At 73.3% G+C, this 16,014-nt stretch carries 13 protein-coding genes; 10 read left to right on the top strand and 3 right to left on the bottom strand.

Going from position 1 to position 16,014, the window contains the following annotated elements; translation table 11 throughout:
• Positions 1 to 4: 4 nt before the first annotated feature.
• On the bottom strand, positions 5 to 1,129 hold the full coding sequence (gcvT, locus tag ACFYON_RS16785) for a glycine cleavage system aminomethyltransferase GcvT (RefSeq protein ID WP_354869875.1): 1,125 nt from the start codon (positions 1,127 to 1,129) through the stop codon (positions 5 to 7).
• A gap of 165 nt (positions 1,130 to 1,294) precedes the next feature.
• Between gcvT and ACFYON_RS16780 the strand changes: the two genes are divergently transcribed.
• On the top strand, positions 1,295 to 2,863 hold the full coding sequence (locus tag ACFYON_RS16780) for a leucyl aminopeptidase (RefSeq protein ID WP_354869872.1): 1,569 nt from the start codon (positions 1,295 to 1,297) through the stop codon (positions 2,861 to 2,863).
• A 76-nt stretch (positions 2,864 to 2,939) separates the two neighbouring features.
• On the opposite strand, the gene ACFYON_RS16775 is transcribed toward ACFYON_RS16780, so the two are convergent.
• Positions 2,940 to 3,269 (bottom strand): hypothetical protein, encoded by a 330-nt coding sequence (locus ACFYON_RS16775; RefSeq protein WP_354869870.1) that lies wholly within the window; start codon positions 3,267 to 3,269, stop codon positions 2,940 to 2,942.
• A 177-nt stretch (positions 3,270 to 3,446) separates the two neighbouring features.
• Here ACFYON_RS16775 and lpdA point away from each other — a divergent pair, with 177 nt between their 5' ends.
• The 6 genes from lpdA to ACFYON_RS16745 all read left to right on the top strand — a co-directional run bounded on the left by lpdA (position 3,447) and on the right by ACFYON_RS16745 (position 11,357).
• Entirely contained in the window at positions 3,447 to 4,838 is a 1,392-nt protein-coding gene (lpdA, locus tag ACFYON_RS16770; protein ID WP_354869868.1) for a dihydrolipoyl dehydrogenase, read from the top strand.
• Between the two features lie 67 nt (positions 4,839 to 4,905).
• Entirely contained in the window at positions 4,906 to 6,786 is a 1,881-nt protein-coding gene (sucB, locus tag ACFYON_RS16765; RefSeq protein WP_354869865.1) for a 2-oxoglutarate dehydrogenase, E2 component, dihydrolipoamide succinyltransferase, read from the top strand.
• 135 nt (positions 6,787 to 6,921) lie between these two features.
• Complete coding sequence (locus ACFYON_RS16760; protein ID WP_355047462.1) at positions 6,922 to 8,256, top strand: low temperature requirement protein A; 1,335 nt, start codon at positions 6,922 to 6,924, stop codon at positions 8,254 to 8,256.
• A gap of 104 nt (positions 8,257 to 8,360) precedes the next feature.
• Positions 8,361 to 9,308 (top strand): LLM class flavin-dependent oxidoreductase, encoded by a 948-nt coding sequence (locus tag ACFYON_RS16755; RefSeq protein WP_355047463.1) that lies wholly within the window; start codon positions 8,361 to 8,363, stop codon positions 9,306 to 9,308.
• Between the two features lie 11 nt (positions 9,309 to 9,319).
• A complete protein-coding gene (locus ACFYON_RS16750) occupies positions 9,320 to 10,330 on the top strand; it encodes an aldo/keto reductase (protein ID WP_355015295.1) in 1,011 nt (336 codons plus the stop codon).
• A 127-nt stretch (positions 10,331 to 10,457) separates the two neighbouring features.
• On the top strand, positions 10,458 to 11,357 hold the full coding sequence (locus ACFYON_RS16745) for a TIGR01777 family oxidoreductase (protein ID WP_354869854.1): 900 nt from the start codon (positions 10,458 to 10,460) through the stop codon (positions 11,355 to 11,357).
• 21 nt (positions 11,358 to 11,378) lie between these two features.
• Here the strand turns inward: ACFYON_RS16745 and ACFYON_RS16740 are convergent, their stop codons facing one another.
• The gene (locus ACFYON_RS16740) at positions 11,379 to 12,602 is read right to left on the bottom strand and encodes a PHB depolymerase family esterase (protein WP_354869852.1); all 1,224 of its coding nucleotides are present in this window, start codon (positions 12,600 to 12,602) and stop codon (positions 11,379 to 11,381) included.
• Between the two features lie 173 nt (positions 12,603 to 12,775).
• Between ACFYON_RS16740 and ACFYON_RS16735 the strand changes: the two genes are divergently transcribed.
• The 3 genes from ACFYON_RS16735 (at position 12,776) to ACFYON_RS16725 (ending at position 15,697) form a co-directional block, all read left to right on the top strand.
• Positions 12,776 to 14,587 carry a DUF2079 domain-containing protein gene (locus tag ACFYON_RS16735; RefSeq protein ID WP_354869849.1) on the top strand — a complete coding sequence of 604 codons (1,812 nt, stop codon included), beginning with the start codon at positions 12,776 to 12,778 and terminating at the stop codon, positions 14,585 to 14,587.
• A 70-nt stretch (positions 14,588 to 14,657) separates the two neighbouring features.
• Positions 14,658 to 15,299: a lipoyl(octanoyl) transferase LipB gene (gene lipB / locus ACFYON_RS16730; RefSeq protein ID WP_354869846.1), complete on the top strand. Its 642-nt coding sequence runs from the start codon at positions 14,658 to 14,660 to the stop codon at positions 15,297 to 15,299.
• A 5-nt stretch (positions 15,300 to 15,304) separates the two neighbouring features.
• Positions 15,305 to 15,697: a VOC family protein gene (locus ACFYON_RS16725; protein WP_354869844.1), complete on the top strand. Its 393-nt coding sequence runs from the start codon at positions 15,305 to 15,307 to the stop codon at positions 15,695 to 15,697.
• The last annotated feature ends 317 nt before the right edge of the window (positions 15,698 to 16,014 follow it).

The following is a 16,014-nucleotide window of genomic DNA, read 5'->3' as shown; positions in this document are numbered from 1 at the left end:
CGGCTCAGCGCACCGAGGGCTCGACGAACGGCGGCCTGGTCAGGCGCATCCGGGCCCGGCGGCCCCGGATGTCCACCTCCAGCTCGTCGCCGTCGGGCATCTTCGGGTCGGTGTCGATCAGCGCCAGCGCGATGCCGTGCTTGAGCGTCGGGCTGAACGTGCCGCTGGTGACGGTGCCGACCCGCCGGTCGCCCGCGTACACGGCCATGCCGGGTCGCGGGATGGCCCGGTCCACGGCGGCGAGGCCGCGCAGCGTACGGGGCGGACCGGCGGCCTTCTCGGCGCGCAGCGCGTCGCGGCCCCAGAACGCCGCCTTGTCCCAGCCCACCGCCCAGCCGGAGCGGCCCTGCACCGGGGTGATCTCCGGGGACAGGTCCTGCCCGTGCAGCGGGTAGCCCATCTCGGTGCGCAGCGTGTCCCGGGCGGCCAGGCCGCAGGCGCGTACGTCGCCGGCGGCCGCGAAGATCGCGTCCCAGACGGCGACCGCGTGCTCGGCCGGGACGACCAGCTCGAAGCCCAGCTCGCCGGTGTAGCCGGTGCGGCACACGGTCAGCTCCACACCGTCCAGCGTGGTGGTGGAGAAGCTCATGTAGTCGTGCCCGGTGGGCAGCCCGAGCGCGTCCAGCAGGTCGGCCGAGCGCGGCCCCTGGACGGCGAGCACCGCGTACGCCTCGTGTTGGTCGGTGACCGTGACGCCCTCGGGCGCGGCGGCGCGCAGCCGGCGGGCGACCTCGGCGGTGTTCGCGGCGTTGGGGATCAGGAAGACGTGGTCGTCGGCGTGCAGGTAGGCGATGATGTCGTCCACCACGCCGCCGGTCGTGTCGTCGCAGCAGAGCGTGTACTGCGCCTGGCCGGGGCCGATCCGGCCGAGGTCGTTGCTGAGGCAGCCGTTGACGAACTCCGCGGCGCCCGGCCCGGTGACCCGGATCTTGCCCAGGTGCGAGACGTCGAACACGCCGACGCCTTCGCGGACGGCCGTGTGCTCCTTGAGCACGCCGCCGCCGGCGTACTCGAGCGGCATCTGCCAGCCCCCGAAGGGGGCGAACTTCGCGCCGAGCGCGGTGTGCCGCTCGTGCAGCGGGGAGCGGCGCAGCCGGGTCTCGGCGGCGTCGGAGGTCACCTCGGTCATGGGTGGCAACTTACCGGCCGGGGCTGCTGTGGATAGCATCGGCGGGATCCCGTCGGCACGCATCGGCGGGACAGCCATGCCTCCCGGCGGGTAGGTTGCCGCCGGAGACACTTCATCGCCGGTACGCGACGACGCGGCCGGCCCGGCCCGCCCGGAGTAGCTTTCGTGACATCGCCCCGCACCACCCTCAGCCTGGTCGACACCGACCCCGCCGAACTCGCCGTCGACGCGATCGTGATCGGCGTGCACAGCCAGACCACCGAGCCGGGCAGCGGCGCAGCCGCCCACGCCCTGCTGCTGGCCACCGGCGGGGAGAGCATCGCCGCCGCGTTCGACGGAAAGCTGACCGAGACGCTGGCCCTGCTCGGCGCGACCGGTGGCCCGGGCGAGGTGATCAAGCTGGCCACGCTGGGCACCGTGACCGCACCGCTGGTCGTGGCCGTCGGCCTCGGCCCGGAGCCCTCGGGCGCCGCTCCGGCCCCGGAGTCGCTGCGCCGGGCCGCCGGTGCGGCGGTGCGGGCGCTGGCCGGCGCCTCGCGCGTCGCCCTGGCCCTGCCGCTGCCCGACGACGCCGACGCCCCGGCCGCGCTGCGCGCGGTCGCCGAGGGCGCGCTGCTGGGCGGCTACCGGTTCGCCGGCTACAAGACCAAGCCGCAGCCGACCCGGCGGGAGCCGGTGGCCGAGGTGCTGGTGGCGGTGCCGGACGCGGCCGACGCGACCGCGCAGGCCGAGGTCGCGCGGGCGCAGGCGGTGGCCGGCGCGGTGCGCACCAGCCGGGACTGGGTGAACACCGCGCCGAACGAGCTGCGTCCCCCGGCGTTCGCCGACGTCGTCTCCGCCGCCGCCCGCGAGGCGGGGCTGGAGGTCGAGGTGCTGGACGAGGCGGCGCTGAAGGCCGGCGGCTACGGCGGCATCCTGGCCGTCGGTCAGGGCTCCGAGGCCCCGCCGCGGCTGGTGAAGCTCACCTACACGCCCGAGGGCGGCGGCAACGGCAAGCGGGTCGCGCTGGTCGGCAAGGGCATCACGTTCGACACCGGCGGCATCTCGATCAAGCCGGCGCAGGGCATGTGGGAGATGAAGTCGGACATGGCCGGCGCGGCGGCGGTCGGCGCTGCCATGCTGGCGGTCGCGGCGCTGAAGCCGTCGGTGACCGTCACCGGCTACCTGCCGATGGCGGAGAACATGCCGTCGGGCACCAGCTACCGGCCGGGCGACGTGATCAGCATGTTCAACGGCAAGAAGGTGGAGGTGCTGAACACCGACGCCGAGGGCCGGATGGTGCTGGCCGACGCGATGGCGCGGGCCTGCGCGGACGGCGCGGACTACCTGTTCGAGACCTCGACGCTGACCGGCGGGCAGGTGATCGCGCTGGGCAAGCGGATCGCCGGCGTGATGGGCACCCCGGAGCTGTGCGAGCGGGTGCGGGTGGCCGGTGACGCGACCGGCGAGCCGGCCTGGCCGATGCCGCTGCCGGACGACGTGCGCAAGGGCATGGAGTCCGACGTCGCGGACATCTCGCAGGTCAACGCCGGGATGGACCGGGCCGGGCACATGCTCCAGGGCGGCGTGTTCCTGCGCGAGTTCGTCACCGACGACGTGGCATGGGCGCACATCGACATCGCCGGTCCGGGCTACCACTCGGGCGAGGCGACCGGTTACTGGACCAAGGGTGGCACCGGCGTGCCGGTGCGTACGCTCGTGCACCTGGTCGAGGACGTCGCCGCCAACGGCTGAAGTTGTCAGGAAGGGCCCCTTCCGCAACGCCTGGCGTTGCGGAAGGGGCCCTTCTCCGCACTTGCGCTCGGACAGCTCAGTACAGCTCGGGGCGGCGCTTGCGGCGCTCGTTGTAGTCGCGCATGCGCTGCGGGTAGCCCATCAGCCGCACGTCGTAGATCGGGATGGCGGTCCGGTGCGCCCAGCGGCGGGCCTCGTCCGGCCCGCCCACCCGCCGCCGCGTCCACTCGCCGTCGTCGGCGATCAGCATGACGGTGGTCTCGGTGACCGTCGTCCGGGGCTCGATGTACGCCTCGACACCCTTGCGGGTCCGGACGAAGTTCTCCAAATGGTCCAGATCGGCGCGGTCGGCGGCGCGGTCGCGGCTCGCCGGGGCCGCCCGCTTGCGTCGTCGGAACAGCCCCACCGAATCCACTCCTCCCCCACGCGTGATCGAAGACGGTGCCAAGGGTACGTGTCACCGACGTGTCGTTGGGCACCTCGGTACGCGCCCGGTCCGTGGTGGTGACAAGATGACCGAGGTGGGGTGTGCCTGTTACTCCGCCGTAACCCCCGATGCAGTGACGCGAACTGGGAGTTGGATGTGAGCGAGCCGAACGACACGACCTTCGACATCGTCATCCTCGGAGGTGGTAGCGGCGGCTACGCGGCGGCGCTGCGTGCCGCCCAGCTGGACCTCTCCGTCGCCCTCATCGAGAAGAGCAAGCTCGGCGGGACCTGCCTGCACAACGGGTGCATCCCGACCAAGGCGCTGCTGCACGCCGCCGAGATCGCCGACCAGACCCGCGAGTCCGAGCAGTTCGGCGTGAAGGCCGAGCTCGTGGGCATCGACATGAAGGCGGTCAACTCGTACAAGGACGGCGTGATCGCCCGCCTGTACAAGGGCTTGCAGGGCCTGGTGGGCGGCAACAAGAAGATCACCTTCGTGGCCGGCGCCGGCAAGCTGGTCGGCAAGAACGTCGTCGAGGTGGACGGCAAGCGCTACACCGGCCGCAACGTGGTGCTCGCCTCCGGCTCGTACGCGAAGACGCTGCCCGGTCTGGACGTCGACGGCGAGCGGATCATCACCAGCGACCACGCGCTCACCATGGACCGCATCCCGTCCTCGGCGATCGTGCTCGGCGGCGGCGTCATCGGCGTCGAGTTCGCCAGCGTCTGGAAGTCCTTCGGCGTGGACGTGACCATCGTCGAGGCGCTGCCCCGGCTGGTCGCCGCCGAGGACGAGGAGTCGTCCAAGGCGCTGGAGCGGGCGTTCCGCAAGCGGAAGATCAACTTCAAGGTCGGCAAGCCGTTCGAGAAGGTCGAGAAGACCGACAAGGGCGTGAAGCTGACCATCTCCGGCGGCGACACGGTCGAGGCCGAGCTGCTGCTCGTCGCCGTGGGCCGCGGCCCGAACACCGCCGGCCTCGGTTACGAGGAGCAGGGCGTCAAGATGGACCGCGGCTACGTGCTGACGGACGAGCGGCTGCGCACCAGCGTGCCGAACATCTACGCGGTCGGCGACATCGTGCCGGGCCTGCAGCTCGCGCACCGCGGCTTCCAGCAGGGCATCTTCGTCGCCGAGGAGATCGCCGGGAAGAACCCGGCCGTGATCGACGAGGCCGGCATCCCGCGCGTCACCTACTGCGACCCGGAGCTGGCGTCGGTCGGCCTGACCGAGGCGAAGGCCAAGGAGCAGTACGGCGCCGACAAGGTCAAGACGTACAACTACCCGCTGGGCGGCAACGGCAAGAGCCAGATCCTCAAGACCACCGGCCACGTCAAGCTGGTCCGGGTGGACGACGGCCCGGTGGTCGGCGTGCACATGGTCGGCGCCCGGGTCGGTGAGCTGATCGGCGAGGCGCAGCTCATCTACAACTGGGAGGCGTACCCGGCCGAGGTGGCGCAGCTCGTGCACGCCCACCCGACGCAGAACGAGGCTCTGGGCGAGGCGCACCTGGCCCTGGCCGGCAAGCCGCTGCACGCGCACAACTGACCACGACAACCGCGGCGTCCGGCGACGGGCGATGATCCCACCAGGGGAACAAAGGAGTCTGGAGAACATGCCGGTATCGGTCACCATGCCCCGGCTCGGCGAGAGCGTCACCGAGGGCACCGTCACGCGCTGGCTCAAGCAGGAGGGTGACACCGTCGAGGTCGACGAGCCCCTGCTGGAGGTGTCGACCGACAAGGTCGACACCGAGATCCCGTCGCCCGCGGCGGGCGTGCTGAGCCGGATCGTGGTCGGCGAGGACGAGACCGCCGAGGTCGGCAGCGAGTTGGCCGTCATCGCCGGTGAGGGCGAGGACGCCGGCGCGGCGCCCACCCAGGAGGCCGAGCCGGCCACCGAGCCGACGGCCGCCGCCGAGGGCACCGGCCCCGAGCCGGAGCAGGCCGAGGAGGCCGAGGAGGCCGCCGCCGAGCCGGACGCCGAGGCCGAGCAGCCGGCCGTCGAGGAGCCCGCCGAGCCCGCCGCGCCGTCCGGTGAGGGCACGCCGGTGACCATGCCGGCCCTGGGCGAGAGCGTCACCGAGGGCACCGTCACCCGCTGGCTCAAGCAGGTCGGCGAGACCGTCGAGGTCGACGAGCCCCTGCTGGAGGTCTCCACCGACAAGGTCGACACCGAGATCCCGTCGCCGGTCGCCGGCACGCTGCAGGAGATCAAGGTCGCCGAGGACGAGACCGCCGACGTCGGCGCCGTGCTGGCGATCGTCGGGGTGGCCGGCGCCGCGCCCGCGAAGGCGGAGCCGAAGCCCGAACCCAAGCCGGAGCCCAAGGCCGAGGCGAAGCCCGAGCCCGAGCCCGAGCCCGAGCCCGAGCCCAAGGCCGAGCCGAAGCCGGAGCCGAAGGTCGAGGAGCCCACCCCGGGCGCGTCCTACAACGAGCCGGCCGCCGAGACGGAGCAGGCCGCGCAGCCGGCCAAGGCCGAGGCGGCGGCCCAGCCGGCCGCGCCGGCCGCCCAGCAGCGCCCGAGCGTCCCGGCCGAGTACGGCGAGGACGCCGCCGGGTACGTGACGCCGCTGGTGCGCAAGCTCGCTGCCGAGCACGGCGTGGACCTGGGCTCGCTCAAGGGCACCGGCGTGGGTGGCCGCATCCGCAAGCAGGACGTGCTGGAGGCGGCCGAGAAGGCGAAGGCTGCCAAGCCGGAGCCGGCTGCGGCCGCGCCGGCCGCCAAGGCCGAGGCCCCGGCCAAGCCGGCCGCCAAGCCGGAGCCGAGCGCCAAGCGGGGCACCACGGAGAAGCTGCCGCGGATCCGGGCCACCATCGCCAAGCGGATGCAGCAGTCGCTGCACGAGACGGCGCAGCTGACCACCGTCGTCGAGGTCGACGTCACCAAGGTCGCCAGGCTGCGGGCGCGGGCCAAGGACTCGTTCCAGGCCAAGCACGGCGTGAAGCTGTCCTTCCTGCCGTTCTTCGCGCTGGCCGCGATCGAGGCGCTCCAGACGTACCCGATCATCCAGGCCAGCATGGACCTGGACGGCGGGACGATCACCTACCCGGCAGCGGAGCACCTGGGTATCGCGGTGGACACCGAGCGCGGGCTGCTCGTGCCGGTCATCCACAACGCCGGTGACCTCAACATGGGCGGCATCGCCAAGCGGATCGCCGACCTGGCCGAGCGCACCCGGGCCAACAAGATCACCCCGGACGAGATGGCCGGGGCGACCTTCACGCTCACCAACACCGGCAGCCGGGGCGCCCTGTTCGACACCCCGATCGTGCCGTCGCCGCAGTCGGCGATGCTCGGCACGGGCGCCGTGGTGAAGCGCCCGGTCGTCGTGAACGACCCGGAGCTGGGTGAGGTCGTCGCGATCCGGTCGATGGTCTACCTGGCCATGTCGTACGACCACCGGCTGATCGACGGCGCCGACGCGGCCCGCTTCCTCACCGCGGTGAAGGAGCGGCTGGAGGGCGGCAACTTCGAGGCCGAGCTGGGTCTGTAGATCCGATACGGCTGAAGGGCGCGCGGCGACACGCCGCGCGCCCTTTCTCGTGCCAGGGCGGACCAGGGCGTGCGCCACCGGCTGGACTGACCGGAATCGGCCCGCGGCCCGGACCCACGCTGACAGACTCGGCCGGTGGGCTCGTACGGGTGGCGGGGACGCCTGGGGCCGGCCGTGCCGGTGGCCCCGGGCGCCCGGGTGGACCGTTTCGAGATCTTCTTCGACCTGGTCTTCGTCTTCTCGTTCTTCATCATCACCCGGGCCACCGCGCTCCAGGTGACCGGCGGGGCGCTGCTGCACGCGCTGCTGGTCCTCGCCGTGCTCTGGTGGTCGTGGGTGGTGCACAGCGTGGTCGCCACCCGGGTACGCCTCGGCGAGGGCTTCGTCCCGGTGCTCATGACAGTCGGCATGGCCGCGCTGTTCACGTTCGCGCTGTCACTGCCGAACGCGTTCCGCGACCCGCACGGCAACGCGGCCGGGCCGATGGTCGCGGCGCTCAGCTACACCGTCCTGCGGGTGGTGCACCTCCTGCTCTACCGGCACGCCGTCCGGGACAGCCCGAACGAGCGCCGGCAGCTGATCCGGTTCGCCCCGGAGCTGATCGGCAGCACCGCGCTGCTGCTGATCGCCGCACTGCTGCCGCCGCGGATCGACGACCTGTTCTCGGCGGCCGTGCTCCGGGACGTGCTGTGGGGCGCTGCCATCCTGCTCCAGTACGGCACCGGCATCCTCGCCGGCACCTGGGGCTGGGGCGTCGCGTCGGCCGAACACTGGACCGAGCGGTACGACCTCATCCTGATCATCGCGCTGGGCGAGTCGGTCATCTCGGTGGGCGTGGGCAGCAACCTGCGCGGGCAGCCGCCCACCTGGCCGGCCGTGACGGCGTCGGTGCTCGGCATCTTCTTCACCGCCGCGCTCTGGTGGGCGCACTACGACATGGTCGGGCCGGCCGCCCGGATCGCGTTGCACGCCGCGCAGGACGGCCCTCGGGTGGCGATGGCCCGGGACGCGTACGCGTACCTGTTCCTGCCGATGATCGCGGGCATCATCCTGTTCGCGCTCGGCGCCGAGACGATCGTGCACGGGATCGCCGACCCGAACGTGCCGCCCGGCGAGCCGGCGCACGGTCCCGGCGTGCCACTGCTGTTCGGCGGCGTCATCTGCTACCTCTGCGGCAACATGCTGTTCCAGCTCCGTACCCTGCACACGCTGAGCTGGACCCGGGTCGGCACGGCGTTGCTGCTCGGCGTGACCATCCCGGCCGCGGAACGGGTGCCGGGACTGGTCGCGCTGGGCATGCTGACCGCCGTCACCGTGGGCATGGTGGCCGTCGAGGTGATCGTCTTCGCCGAGGGCCGGCACGCGCTGCGGAGGCTGGTGTTCGAGGAACGCGCCAGCCACGAGGCGCACGAGGCGGCCTGGCGGGCCCGATGGCACGAGCCACCGGAGGACCGCGACGAGAACGGGTGAACCACGCGCCCGCGACGACCGCACAGGGCGCCGAGGGTTCGGCCGTCGGCAGAATCGGCGCGTGCGGGGTGGCCCACCGCCGCGCACGCGCCGATGCTGGGCCGATGGCGACCTTCTCCGTGCAGTCCCAGCCCACCGACGCGGCGAGCTGGACCGAGCTGGCCCGAACCGTCGAGGCCGCCGGTTTCGACGCGTTGTTCGCCGCCGACCACCCCGGCGACTGCGCGTCGCCGTTCGTCGCGCTGGCCGCCGCGGCGGCGGTGACCAGCACGCTGGGCCTCGGCTCGTACGTCTCGAACGCCGCCGTCCGGGAGCCGATCCTGCTCGCCGCCGACGTCGCCACCCTGGACGTGGTCTCCGGCGGGCGGGCCCGGCTCGGTATCGGCGCGGGCCACACCCCGGCCGAGTGGCGGGCCGTCGGGCGCGAGCGCCCCGGCGTCGCCGGCCGGGTCCGCCGCTGCGTCGCGGTGGCCGAGACGGTACGGGCGCTGCTGGCCGGCGACGAGGTCACTGTGGACACCGAGGAGCTGAGCGCGTACGCGGCCCGCCTCAAGGAGCCCCGGCCGGTCCAGGACCGCGTCCCGCTGACGGTGGGCACCGCCAACTCGACGCTGCTGCGCTGGGCCGGGGCGCACGCCGACGTGGTGGGCCTGACCGGTTTCGGCCGTACCCTGCCCGACGGCCACCAGCACGAGGTCAGGTGGCGGGCCGACCAGATCGAGGCGCAGCTCGCGCACGTGGCGGCCGGAGCGGCCGGCCGGGAGACGCCGCCGGTCCTGGAGGCGCTGGTCCAGCACGTCGCCGTCACCGACGACGCCGAGGCGGCCGCCGCCGTGACGGCCGCCGAGACCGGACTCACTCCGGCGGAGGTGCTGGCCACCCCGTTCGTGCTCGTCGGCACCGCCGACGAGATCGTCGCCGCGGTGGCCGGGCACAAACGCCGCTGGGGCGTCACCCGCTTCGTGGTACGTGCCGGGGCCGTCGACGCGCTCGCCCCGCTCCTGCCCCGGCTGGCGGGAAAAGAGCTGGACTTCGAGCACGCTCGACAGTGAACACTGTGCCCATGACGACGACACGACGGCTGGGCCGCAGCGGCATCGAGGTCAGCGCGATCGGGATGGGCTGCTGGGCGATCGGCGGGCCCCTCTGGGACGGCAGCCAACCGCTCGGCTGGGGCGAGGTGGACGACGACGAGTCGGTACGCACCGTCCACCGGGCTCTCGACCTGGGCGCGACGCTCTTCGACACCTCCAGCAACTACGGCGCGGGGCACAGCGAGCGGGTGCTCGGGCGCGCGCTCGCCGGCCGCCGGGAGCGGGCGGTCATCGCCACCAAGTTCGGCTACCCCACCGACGAGGAGACCCGCCAGGCGCTCGGTGAGGACGCCACAGCCGAATACCCGCGCCGCAGCCTGGAGGGCTCGCTGCGCCGGCTCGGCACCGAGCACGTCGACCTCTACCAGCTCCACCTGGGCGGCCTGCCGGTGCCGCGGGCACTGGACCTCGTCGGCACGCTGGAGGACCTGGTGACCGAAGGCAAGATCCGGGCGTACGGGTGGAGCACCGACGACCCCGCCTCGGCGCGCGCCTTCGCCGGGGCGGGAGCGCACTGCGCGGCGATCCAGCACGACCAGTCGGTGCTGCGGGACAACGCCGCCATGCTCGCGGTGTGCGCGGAGTTCGACCTGGCCAGCCTCAACCGGGGGCCGCTGGCGATGGGCCTGCTCACCGCGAAGTACCAGGACGCGCCGGCCGCCCGGGGCGGCGACGACGTGCGCGGCGTGGCGCCGGAGTGGCTGGACTGGTTCTCCGGTGGCGTACCCCGCGCCGAGTGGGCGCAGCGGGTGGCCCGGGTCCGCGAGGCGCTGACCGCCGACGGCCGGACCCTCGCCCAGGGCGCGCTCGGCTGGCTGCTCGCCCGCAGCCCGCACACGCTGCCGATCCCCGGCTGCCGGACTGTGGCGCAGGCCGAGGAGAACCTGGGCGCGCTGGCGTACGGGCCGCTGCCGCAGGACGCGTTCGCCGAGGTGGAACGCCTGCTCGCCGACCTGCGCACCGTCCCGGCCGGCGCCTGACCGGCTCGGCCGCACGGCCACCGGCCGACTGATGCGCGGCGTCGGCCGGTACGCAAGCGGCCGGCGTGACGAGTGAGTGATTTCGCTCAAGGCATCCGAATCCCGCTCCGTACTCGAAGATGTGAACATGCGGATCCTCATGGCCGGCGTGTCCGGCTTCCTCGGCACCCGACTGGTCGACTGCCTCACCGCGGACGGCCACCAGGTCACCCGCCTGGTCCGCCGCCCACCGCGCACGCCCGCCGAGCGGCGGTGGAACCCGTCCGCCGCGCAACTGGACCCGCAGTGCGTCGCCGGGGCCGACGCGGTGGTGAACCTGGCCGGCGCGGGGGTGGGCGACAAGCGCTGGAACGACGACTACCGGAGGGTGATCCGGACCAGCCGGGTGGACAGCACCACCACACTCGCCATCACGATCGCCGGCCTGCCCGCCGCCGACCGGCCCGCGGTGCTGCTGAACTCCTCCGCCGTCGGCTGGTACGGCGACACCGGCGACCGGACGGTCACCGAGGAGACGCCGGCCGGTGACGGGTTCCTCGCCGACGTCTGCCGGGTCTGGGAGGCCGCGACCCGCCCGGCCGAGGATGCCGGCGTACGGGTGGTCCGCCTGCGTACCGGACTGCCGCTGCACCGCGACGGCGGCCTGCTCAAGCCACAGCTCCTGCCGTTCCGGCTCGGCGTCGGCGGCAAGCTGGGCAACGGGCGGCAGTGGCTGCCGTGGATCTCGATGCGGGACTGGCTCGACGCCGCGACGTTCCTGCTGAACCGCGACGACGTGGCCGGCCCGGTGAACGTGGTCGGCCCGGCACCGGTGACGAACGCCGAGTTCACCCGGGAACTGGCCGCTCAACTGCACCGCCCGGCGGTCATGCCGATCCCGGCGCTGGCACTGAAGGTCGCGCTCGGCGGCTTCGCGCAGGAGGCGCTGACCAGCACGCGGGTGCTGCCGGGCGTGCTCGACCGGGCCGGCTTCCGCTGGACGCACCCGGACCTGCCGGGCGCGCTGCGCGCCGCCCTCACCGGCTGACCGGGAGGGCGGCGCGGCGGTTCAGCAGCCGATCACCCAGTACGCGGGCCCGGTCTGCTTGAGCGTGCTCGTGTAGAAGGTGTTGTAGAGGCCCATCCGCTGCCCGCTGCCGAGCGCGTACGCGTACCCGCCGGACTGGTAGGCCCGCCCGGCCACGACGTGCGCGTAGTTGCTCGCGGTGACACAGACCGGCGCGCTGGTCGGCGAGGGCGAGGCGGTCGGCGAGGGCGAGGCGGTCGCCGTCGGGGTCGGGCTCGGCGAGGCGCCGCCACCGCCGAGCCCGAAGAAGACCGCGTCCCGGTACGTCGAACAGATGGTGTCCAGGAAGTACGCCCCGGCGGTGCCGCACTGGTCCGCGCCCGTGCCCGGGTCGACGGGGGTGCCGTGGCCCATCCCGGAGACCCGGTAGAGGCGTACCTGGTCGGCGCCGTAGACCTCCAGGCTCGTGCCGGCCGGCAGCGTGGAGGTGCTGGTGGGCGTCGTCGGCGCACCCAGAACGTTGGTCCACTGGTCCCGCGACTCGGCGGCGTTCGCGGTCGCGACAGTGGTGTCGCTGGTGCCGTGCCAGATCGCCACCCGGGGGCGCTTGCCGGTGTAGCCGGCGTACGCGCCGCGGACCAGGTCGCCCCACTGCGCCGGGGTCTTGTCCACGCCCGGGCTCATGCAGCTGAACGCGGTGACGGTGCTGGTGGCGCAGCGGTACGGGACGCCGGCGATGATCGAGCCGGCGGCGAAGACGTCCGGGTAGGCGGCGAGCATGGCCGCGCTCATCGCGCCACCGGCGGAGAGGCCGCTGACGTAGACCCGCGCGGCGTCGGTGCCGTAGTTGGTCTTCGCGTAGTCGACCATCTGCTTGATCGACAGCGCCTCGCCCTGGCCGCGCGCGGTGTCGCCGGTCTCGAACCAGTTGAAGCAGGAGTTGGCGTTGTTGCCGCTGGGCTGCTGCGGCGCGATGAGCGTGAACTTCCACTGGTCGGCGTACTTCTGCCAGCCGGAGTTGGCCACGTAGGTGGAGGCGTTCTGCACGCAGCCGTGCAGCAGCACCACGGCGGGCGCGCCGGCGGGCAGGCCGTCCGGGCGGTACGCGTACATGGCCAGGTTGCCGGGGTTGGAGCCGAAACCGGTGACCTGGGTGAGCGTGGCGGCCTGGGCCGGAAGGGCGGCGACCAGCGCGGTGGCCGCGGCCAGCACGACTCCGGCCGCCGCCCCGGCGACGCGGGCGATGAGGGATGAGGAGCGGGGCACGGGACCTCCCGATCGTGGAATGTGAACTGAGTCACCTCCGGATTGCCGCGACGTTACGGCCGCGTTTCGTCACACCGGTATGGCCGCCGCTCACACATTCACGACCACCAAAGTGTGCGGGTGAGTTCCGCGTCCGGGCGGTCTGCCCAGGTCCGGTTGGTAACGTCCGCTGCGTGCCCTCCTCCCCGTCCCCGGCCACCGGCCCGGCGCCGGCGCGCGTCCGCGACCGGCGTGCCGACCTGCTGGTCACGCTCGCCGCGCTTGCCCTGGCCCTCTGGGTGACGAGTGGCATGTGGCGGGATCCGAACAGCCGCGCCATCACCGTCAACTCCAGCGACCAGGCGCTGTTCGAGTGGCTGCTGGCGTTCGGCGGGCACGCGCTGACCCACGGACAGAACCCGCTGTACACCACGCTCATCAACGTCCCGGACGGGGTGAACCTCGCGGTCAACACCTCGATCACCGTGTACGCGGCGGTCTTCGCGCCGCTGACGTACCTGATCGGGCCGCCCGCGACGTTCCTGGTGATCCTCACGCTCAACCTGGCCGCGACGGCGGTTGCCTGGTACTGGCTGCTCAGCCGCCACCTGGTACGCAGCCGGCTGGCCGCCGCGGTGGGCGCGCTGTTCATCGCCTTCTGCCCGGCTATGGTGTCGCACGCCAACGCACACCTGAACTGGACCGCCGGATGGCTGGTGCCGCTGCTGATCTGGGGCGTGTTCCGGCTGCGCCGGCCCGGCCGGGCGGTCACCGGCGGAATCGTGCTGGGTCTGCTGGTGGCGGCCGCGTTCTCGATCGCCGCCGAAGGGCTGTTCTTCACCGCGCTGGCGCTCGGCGTGTTCCTCGCGGTCTGGGCGCTGCACCCGGTCCGCCGGTCCGAGGTACGCGCCGCGCTGCCCCGGATGGCCGCCGGGCTGGGCGTGACGGCGCTCGTCGCGGGGGCGCTGCTGGCGTACCCGCTCTGGTTGCACTTCCTCGGGCCGCAGCGGTTCCACGGCACCGGCTTCGACCCGCTGATCCACTCCGAGGACATCGCCGCGTACGGGTCGTTCCCGCGCCGGTCGCTCGCCGGCTGGGCCGGGTGGGGCACCTCGCTGGCGCCCAACCCGACCGAGGAGAACTCGTTCTTCGGCGTACCGCTGCTCCTGCTCGCCCTGGCCTGCTTCGCGCTGCTGTGGCGGCGTGCGGACCGCGCGTTCCGGGCCACGCTCGCCGCGCTCGGCGTGACGGCTGTGGTCTTCGCGGTGCTGTCGTGGGGCCCTTCGGTCAAGTGGAACGGACGCCGCTTCGACCAGACGCTGCCGTTCGGGGTGCTGGACAACCTGCCGGTGATCAACGCGGCGCTGCCGTCCCGGCTGGCGCTCGTGGTCGCGCCGGTGATCGGCCTGCTGCTGGCGTACGCGATCGACTCGCTGCGCGCCCGCCCGCTCCGGCACCGGTCGACCGGGTTCGCCTGGGCGCTCGGCTTCGTCGCCGCGCTGCTGCCGCTGGTGCCGACCCCGCTGCTGACCAGCATCCGGGAACCGATCCCGGCGTTCATCACCACCGGCGCCTGGCAGCGCTACGTCCCGCCCGACGGGGTGCTCACCCCGCTGCCGCTGACCGTCGACGTCTACCCGGACGGGCAGCGCTGGCAGGCGTACGCCCTGGCCCACCGGCAGGGCGAGTTCCGGATCCCGTCCGGGTTCTTCCTCGGACCGGGCGGCCCGGAGGGCCGGGGCCGGATCGGCCCGGTGCCACGCACCTTCGACTCGCTGATGGACCAGGCCGGCCGGACCGGGCTCGTGCCGATCATCACCGACGGCAGCATCCGCGAGTCCCGGGCGGACCTGCGCTACTGGGGCGTCCAGGCGGTCGTGCTGCCCGACCGGGTGCACGGCGCCAAGTTCGACGTCGACGAGGAGGCGCTGCGGCGCACCGCCACCGAGTTGCTGGGTCCGCCCGAGCGGGTGGAGGACGTCTGGCTGTGGCGGGTGCCGGACTGACCGCCGCCTCGGCCCGATCGCGACGAGGCTCACGGGTCCGGTTCCCGGACGGCGGGACTAGGCTGGACGGGTGAGCGTGACGACTTCCGGGTTGACCGCCGTCCGCGCCGGCCTGCTCGACTACCGGGCCGCCTGGGACGAGCAGCGCCGGCTGCACGAGGCGGTGGTGGCCGGCGAGCAGGGCGACACCGTGCTGCTGCTGGAGCACCCCAGCGTCTACACCGCCGGCAAGCGCACCGAACCGTGGGACCGGCCGATGGACGGCACCCCGGTGGTGGACGTGGACCGCGGCGGGAAGATCACCTGGCACGGCCCGGGGCAGCTCGTCGGCTACCCGATCGTCCGGCTGCCCGACCCGGTCGACGTGGTCGCGTACGTCCGCCGCACCGAGCAGCTGCTGATCGACGTCTGCGCCGAGTTCGGGCTGGCCGCCGGCCGGGTCGAGGGCCGCAGCGGCGTGTGGGTGCCGGAGGACGACAAGGGCCCGGCCCGCAAGGTGGCCGCTATCGGCATCCGGGTGGCCCGCGGCGTCACGCTGCACGGCTTCTCCATCAACTGCGACTGTGACCTGGGCTTCTTCGACCGGATCGTGCCCTGCGGCATCCGCGACGCCGGGGTCACCTCGCTGACCGCCGAGCTGGGCCGGCCGATCACCGTCGCCGACGTGCTGCCGGTGGTCGAGCGGCACCTGCCGACGCTGACCCGGGTCTGAGCCGGGTGCGGCTCGACCTGGTCACGCTCGTCGTGGCCGAGTACGACCCCGCCGTCGCGTTCTTCACCGAGGTGCTCGGGTTCGAGCTGGCCGAGGACACGCCCTCGCTGACAAACGACGGCCGGCCCAAGCGCTGGGTGGTGGTACGCCCGCCCGGCGGCGGCACCGGCCTGCTGCTGGCCCGCGCCGACGGCGAGCACCAGGCCGGCGCGGTGGGCGACCAGACCCACGGCCGGGTGGGTTTCTTCCTCCGGGTCGACGACTTCGAGGCGGTGTACCGCCGGATGGTCGACGCGGGCGTCGAGTTCGTCCGGCCACCCCGCACCGAGCCGTACGGCCGGGTCGCGGTCTTCCGGGACATCGCCGGCAACCCCTGGGACCTGCTCGGCCCGGCCTGACTGCTCCCCTGGCCCCGAGCATCCCCTCGACACGCGTGCCGACGGGCCCGGATCGCCGCCCGCCCGGCCCACCCACGAGCGGTCACCGTGAGTGACACTCCCGAGCCGAGGCTTACACCCCTCCGCGGACTTTGCTCTGCAGCCGCATACGCGACGGTAACTACCGGTCGATCGTTGCGTCCACGGCTGCAGAGCAAAGGGCACAGACACCCATCCCTCCCTCGGGGAGACCGTTCGCCATTACCCCTGCTCAGAGCAATCCGCCACCGACAAGGGCACCCAACCGGCCCGAACGCATCATCACGGAGCGTCACTTC

This window comes from Micromonospora sp. NPDC005686 (assembly GCF_042871665.1).
Classification (GTDB): domain Bacteria; phylum Actinomycetota; class Actinomycetes; order Mycobacteriales; family Micromonosporaceae; genus Micromonospora.
This window is presented reverse-complemented; position numbering and strand designations above follow the sequence as displayed.

What these genes read in the sequence shown, in the direction of transcription:
- gcvT (WP_354869875.1), bottom strand. Translation starts at nt 1,129, where the DNA reads ATGACCGAGGTGACCTCCGACGCCGCCGAGACCCGGCTGCGCCGCTCC.
- sucB (WP_354869865.1), top strand. Translation starts at nt 4,906, where the DNA reads ATGCCGGTATCGGTCACCATGCCCCGGCTCGGCGAGAGCGTCACCGAG.
- ACFYON_RS16755 (WP_355047463.1), top strand. Translation starts at nt 8,361, where the DNA reads ATGGCGACCTTCTCCGTGCAGTCCCAGCCCACCGACGCGGCGAGCTGG.
- ACFYON_RS16750 (WP_355015295.1), top strand. Translation starts at nt 9,320, where the DNA reads ATGACGACGACACGACGGCTGGGCCGCAGCGGCATCGAGGTCAGCGCG.
- ACFYON_RS16745 (WP_354869854.1), top strand. Translation starts at nt 10,458, where the DNA reads ATGCGGATCCTCATGGCCGGCGTGTCCGGCTTCCTCGGCACCCGACTG.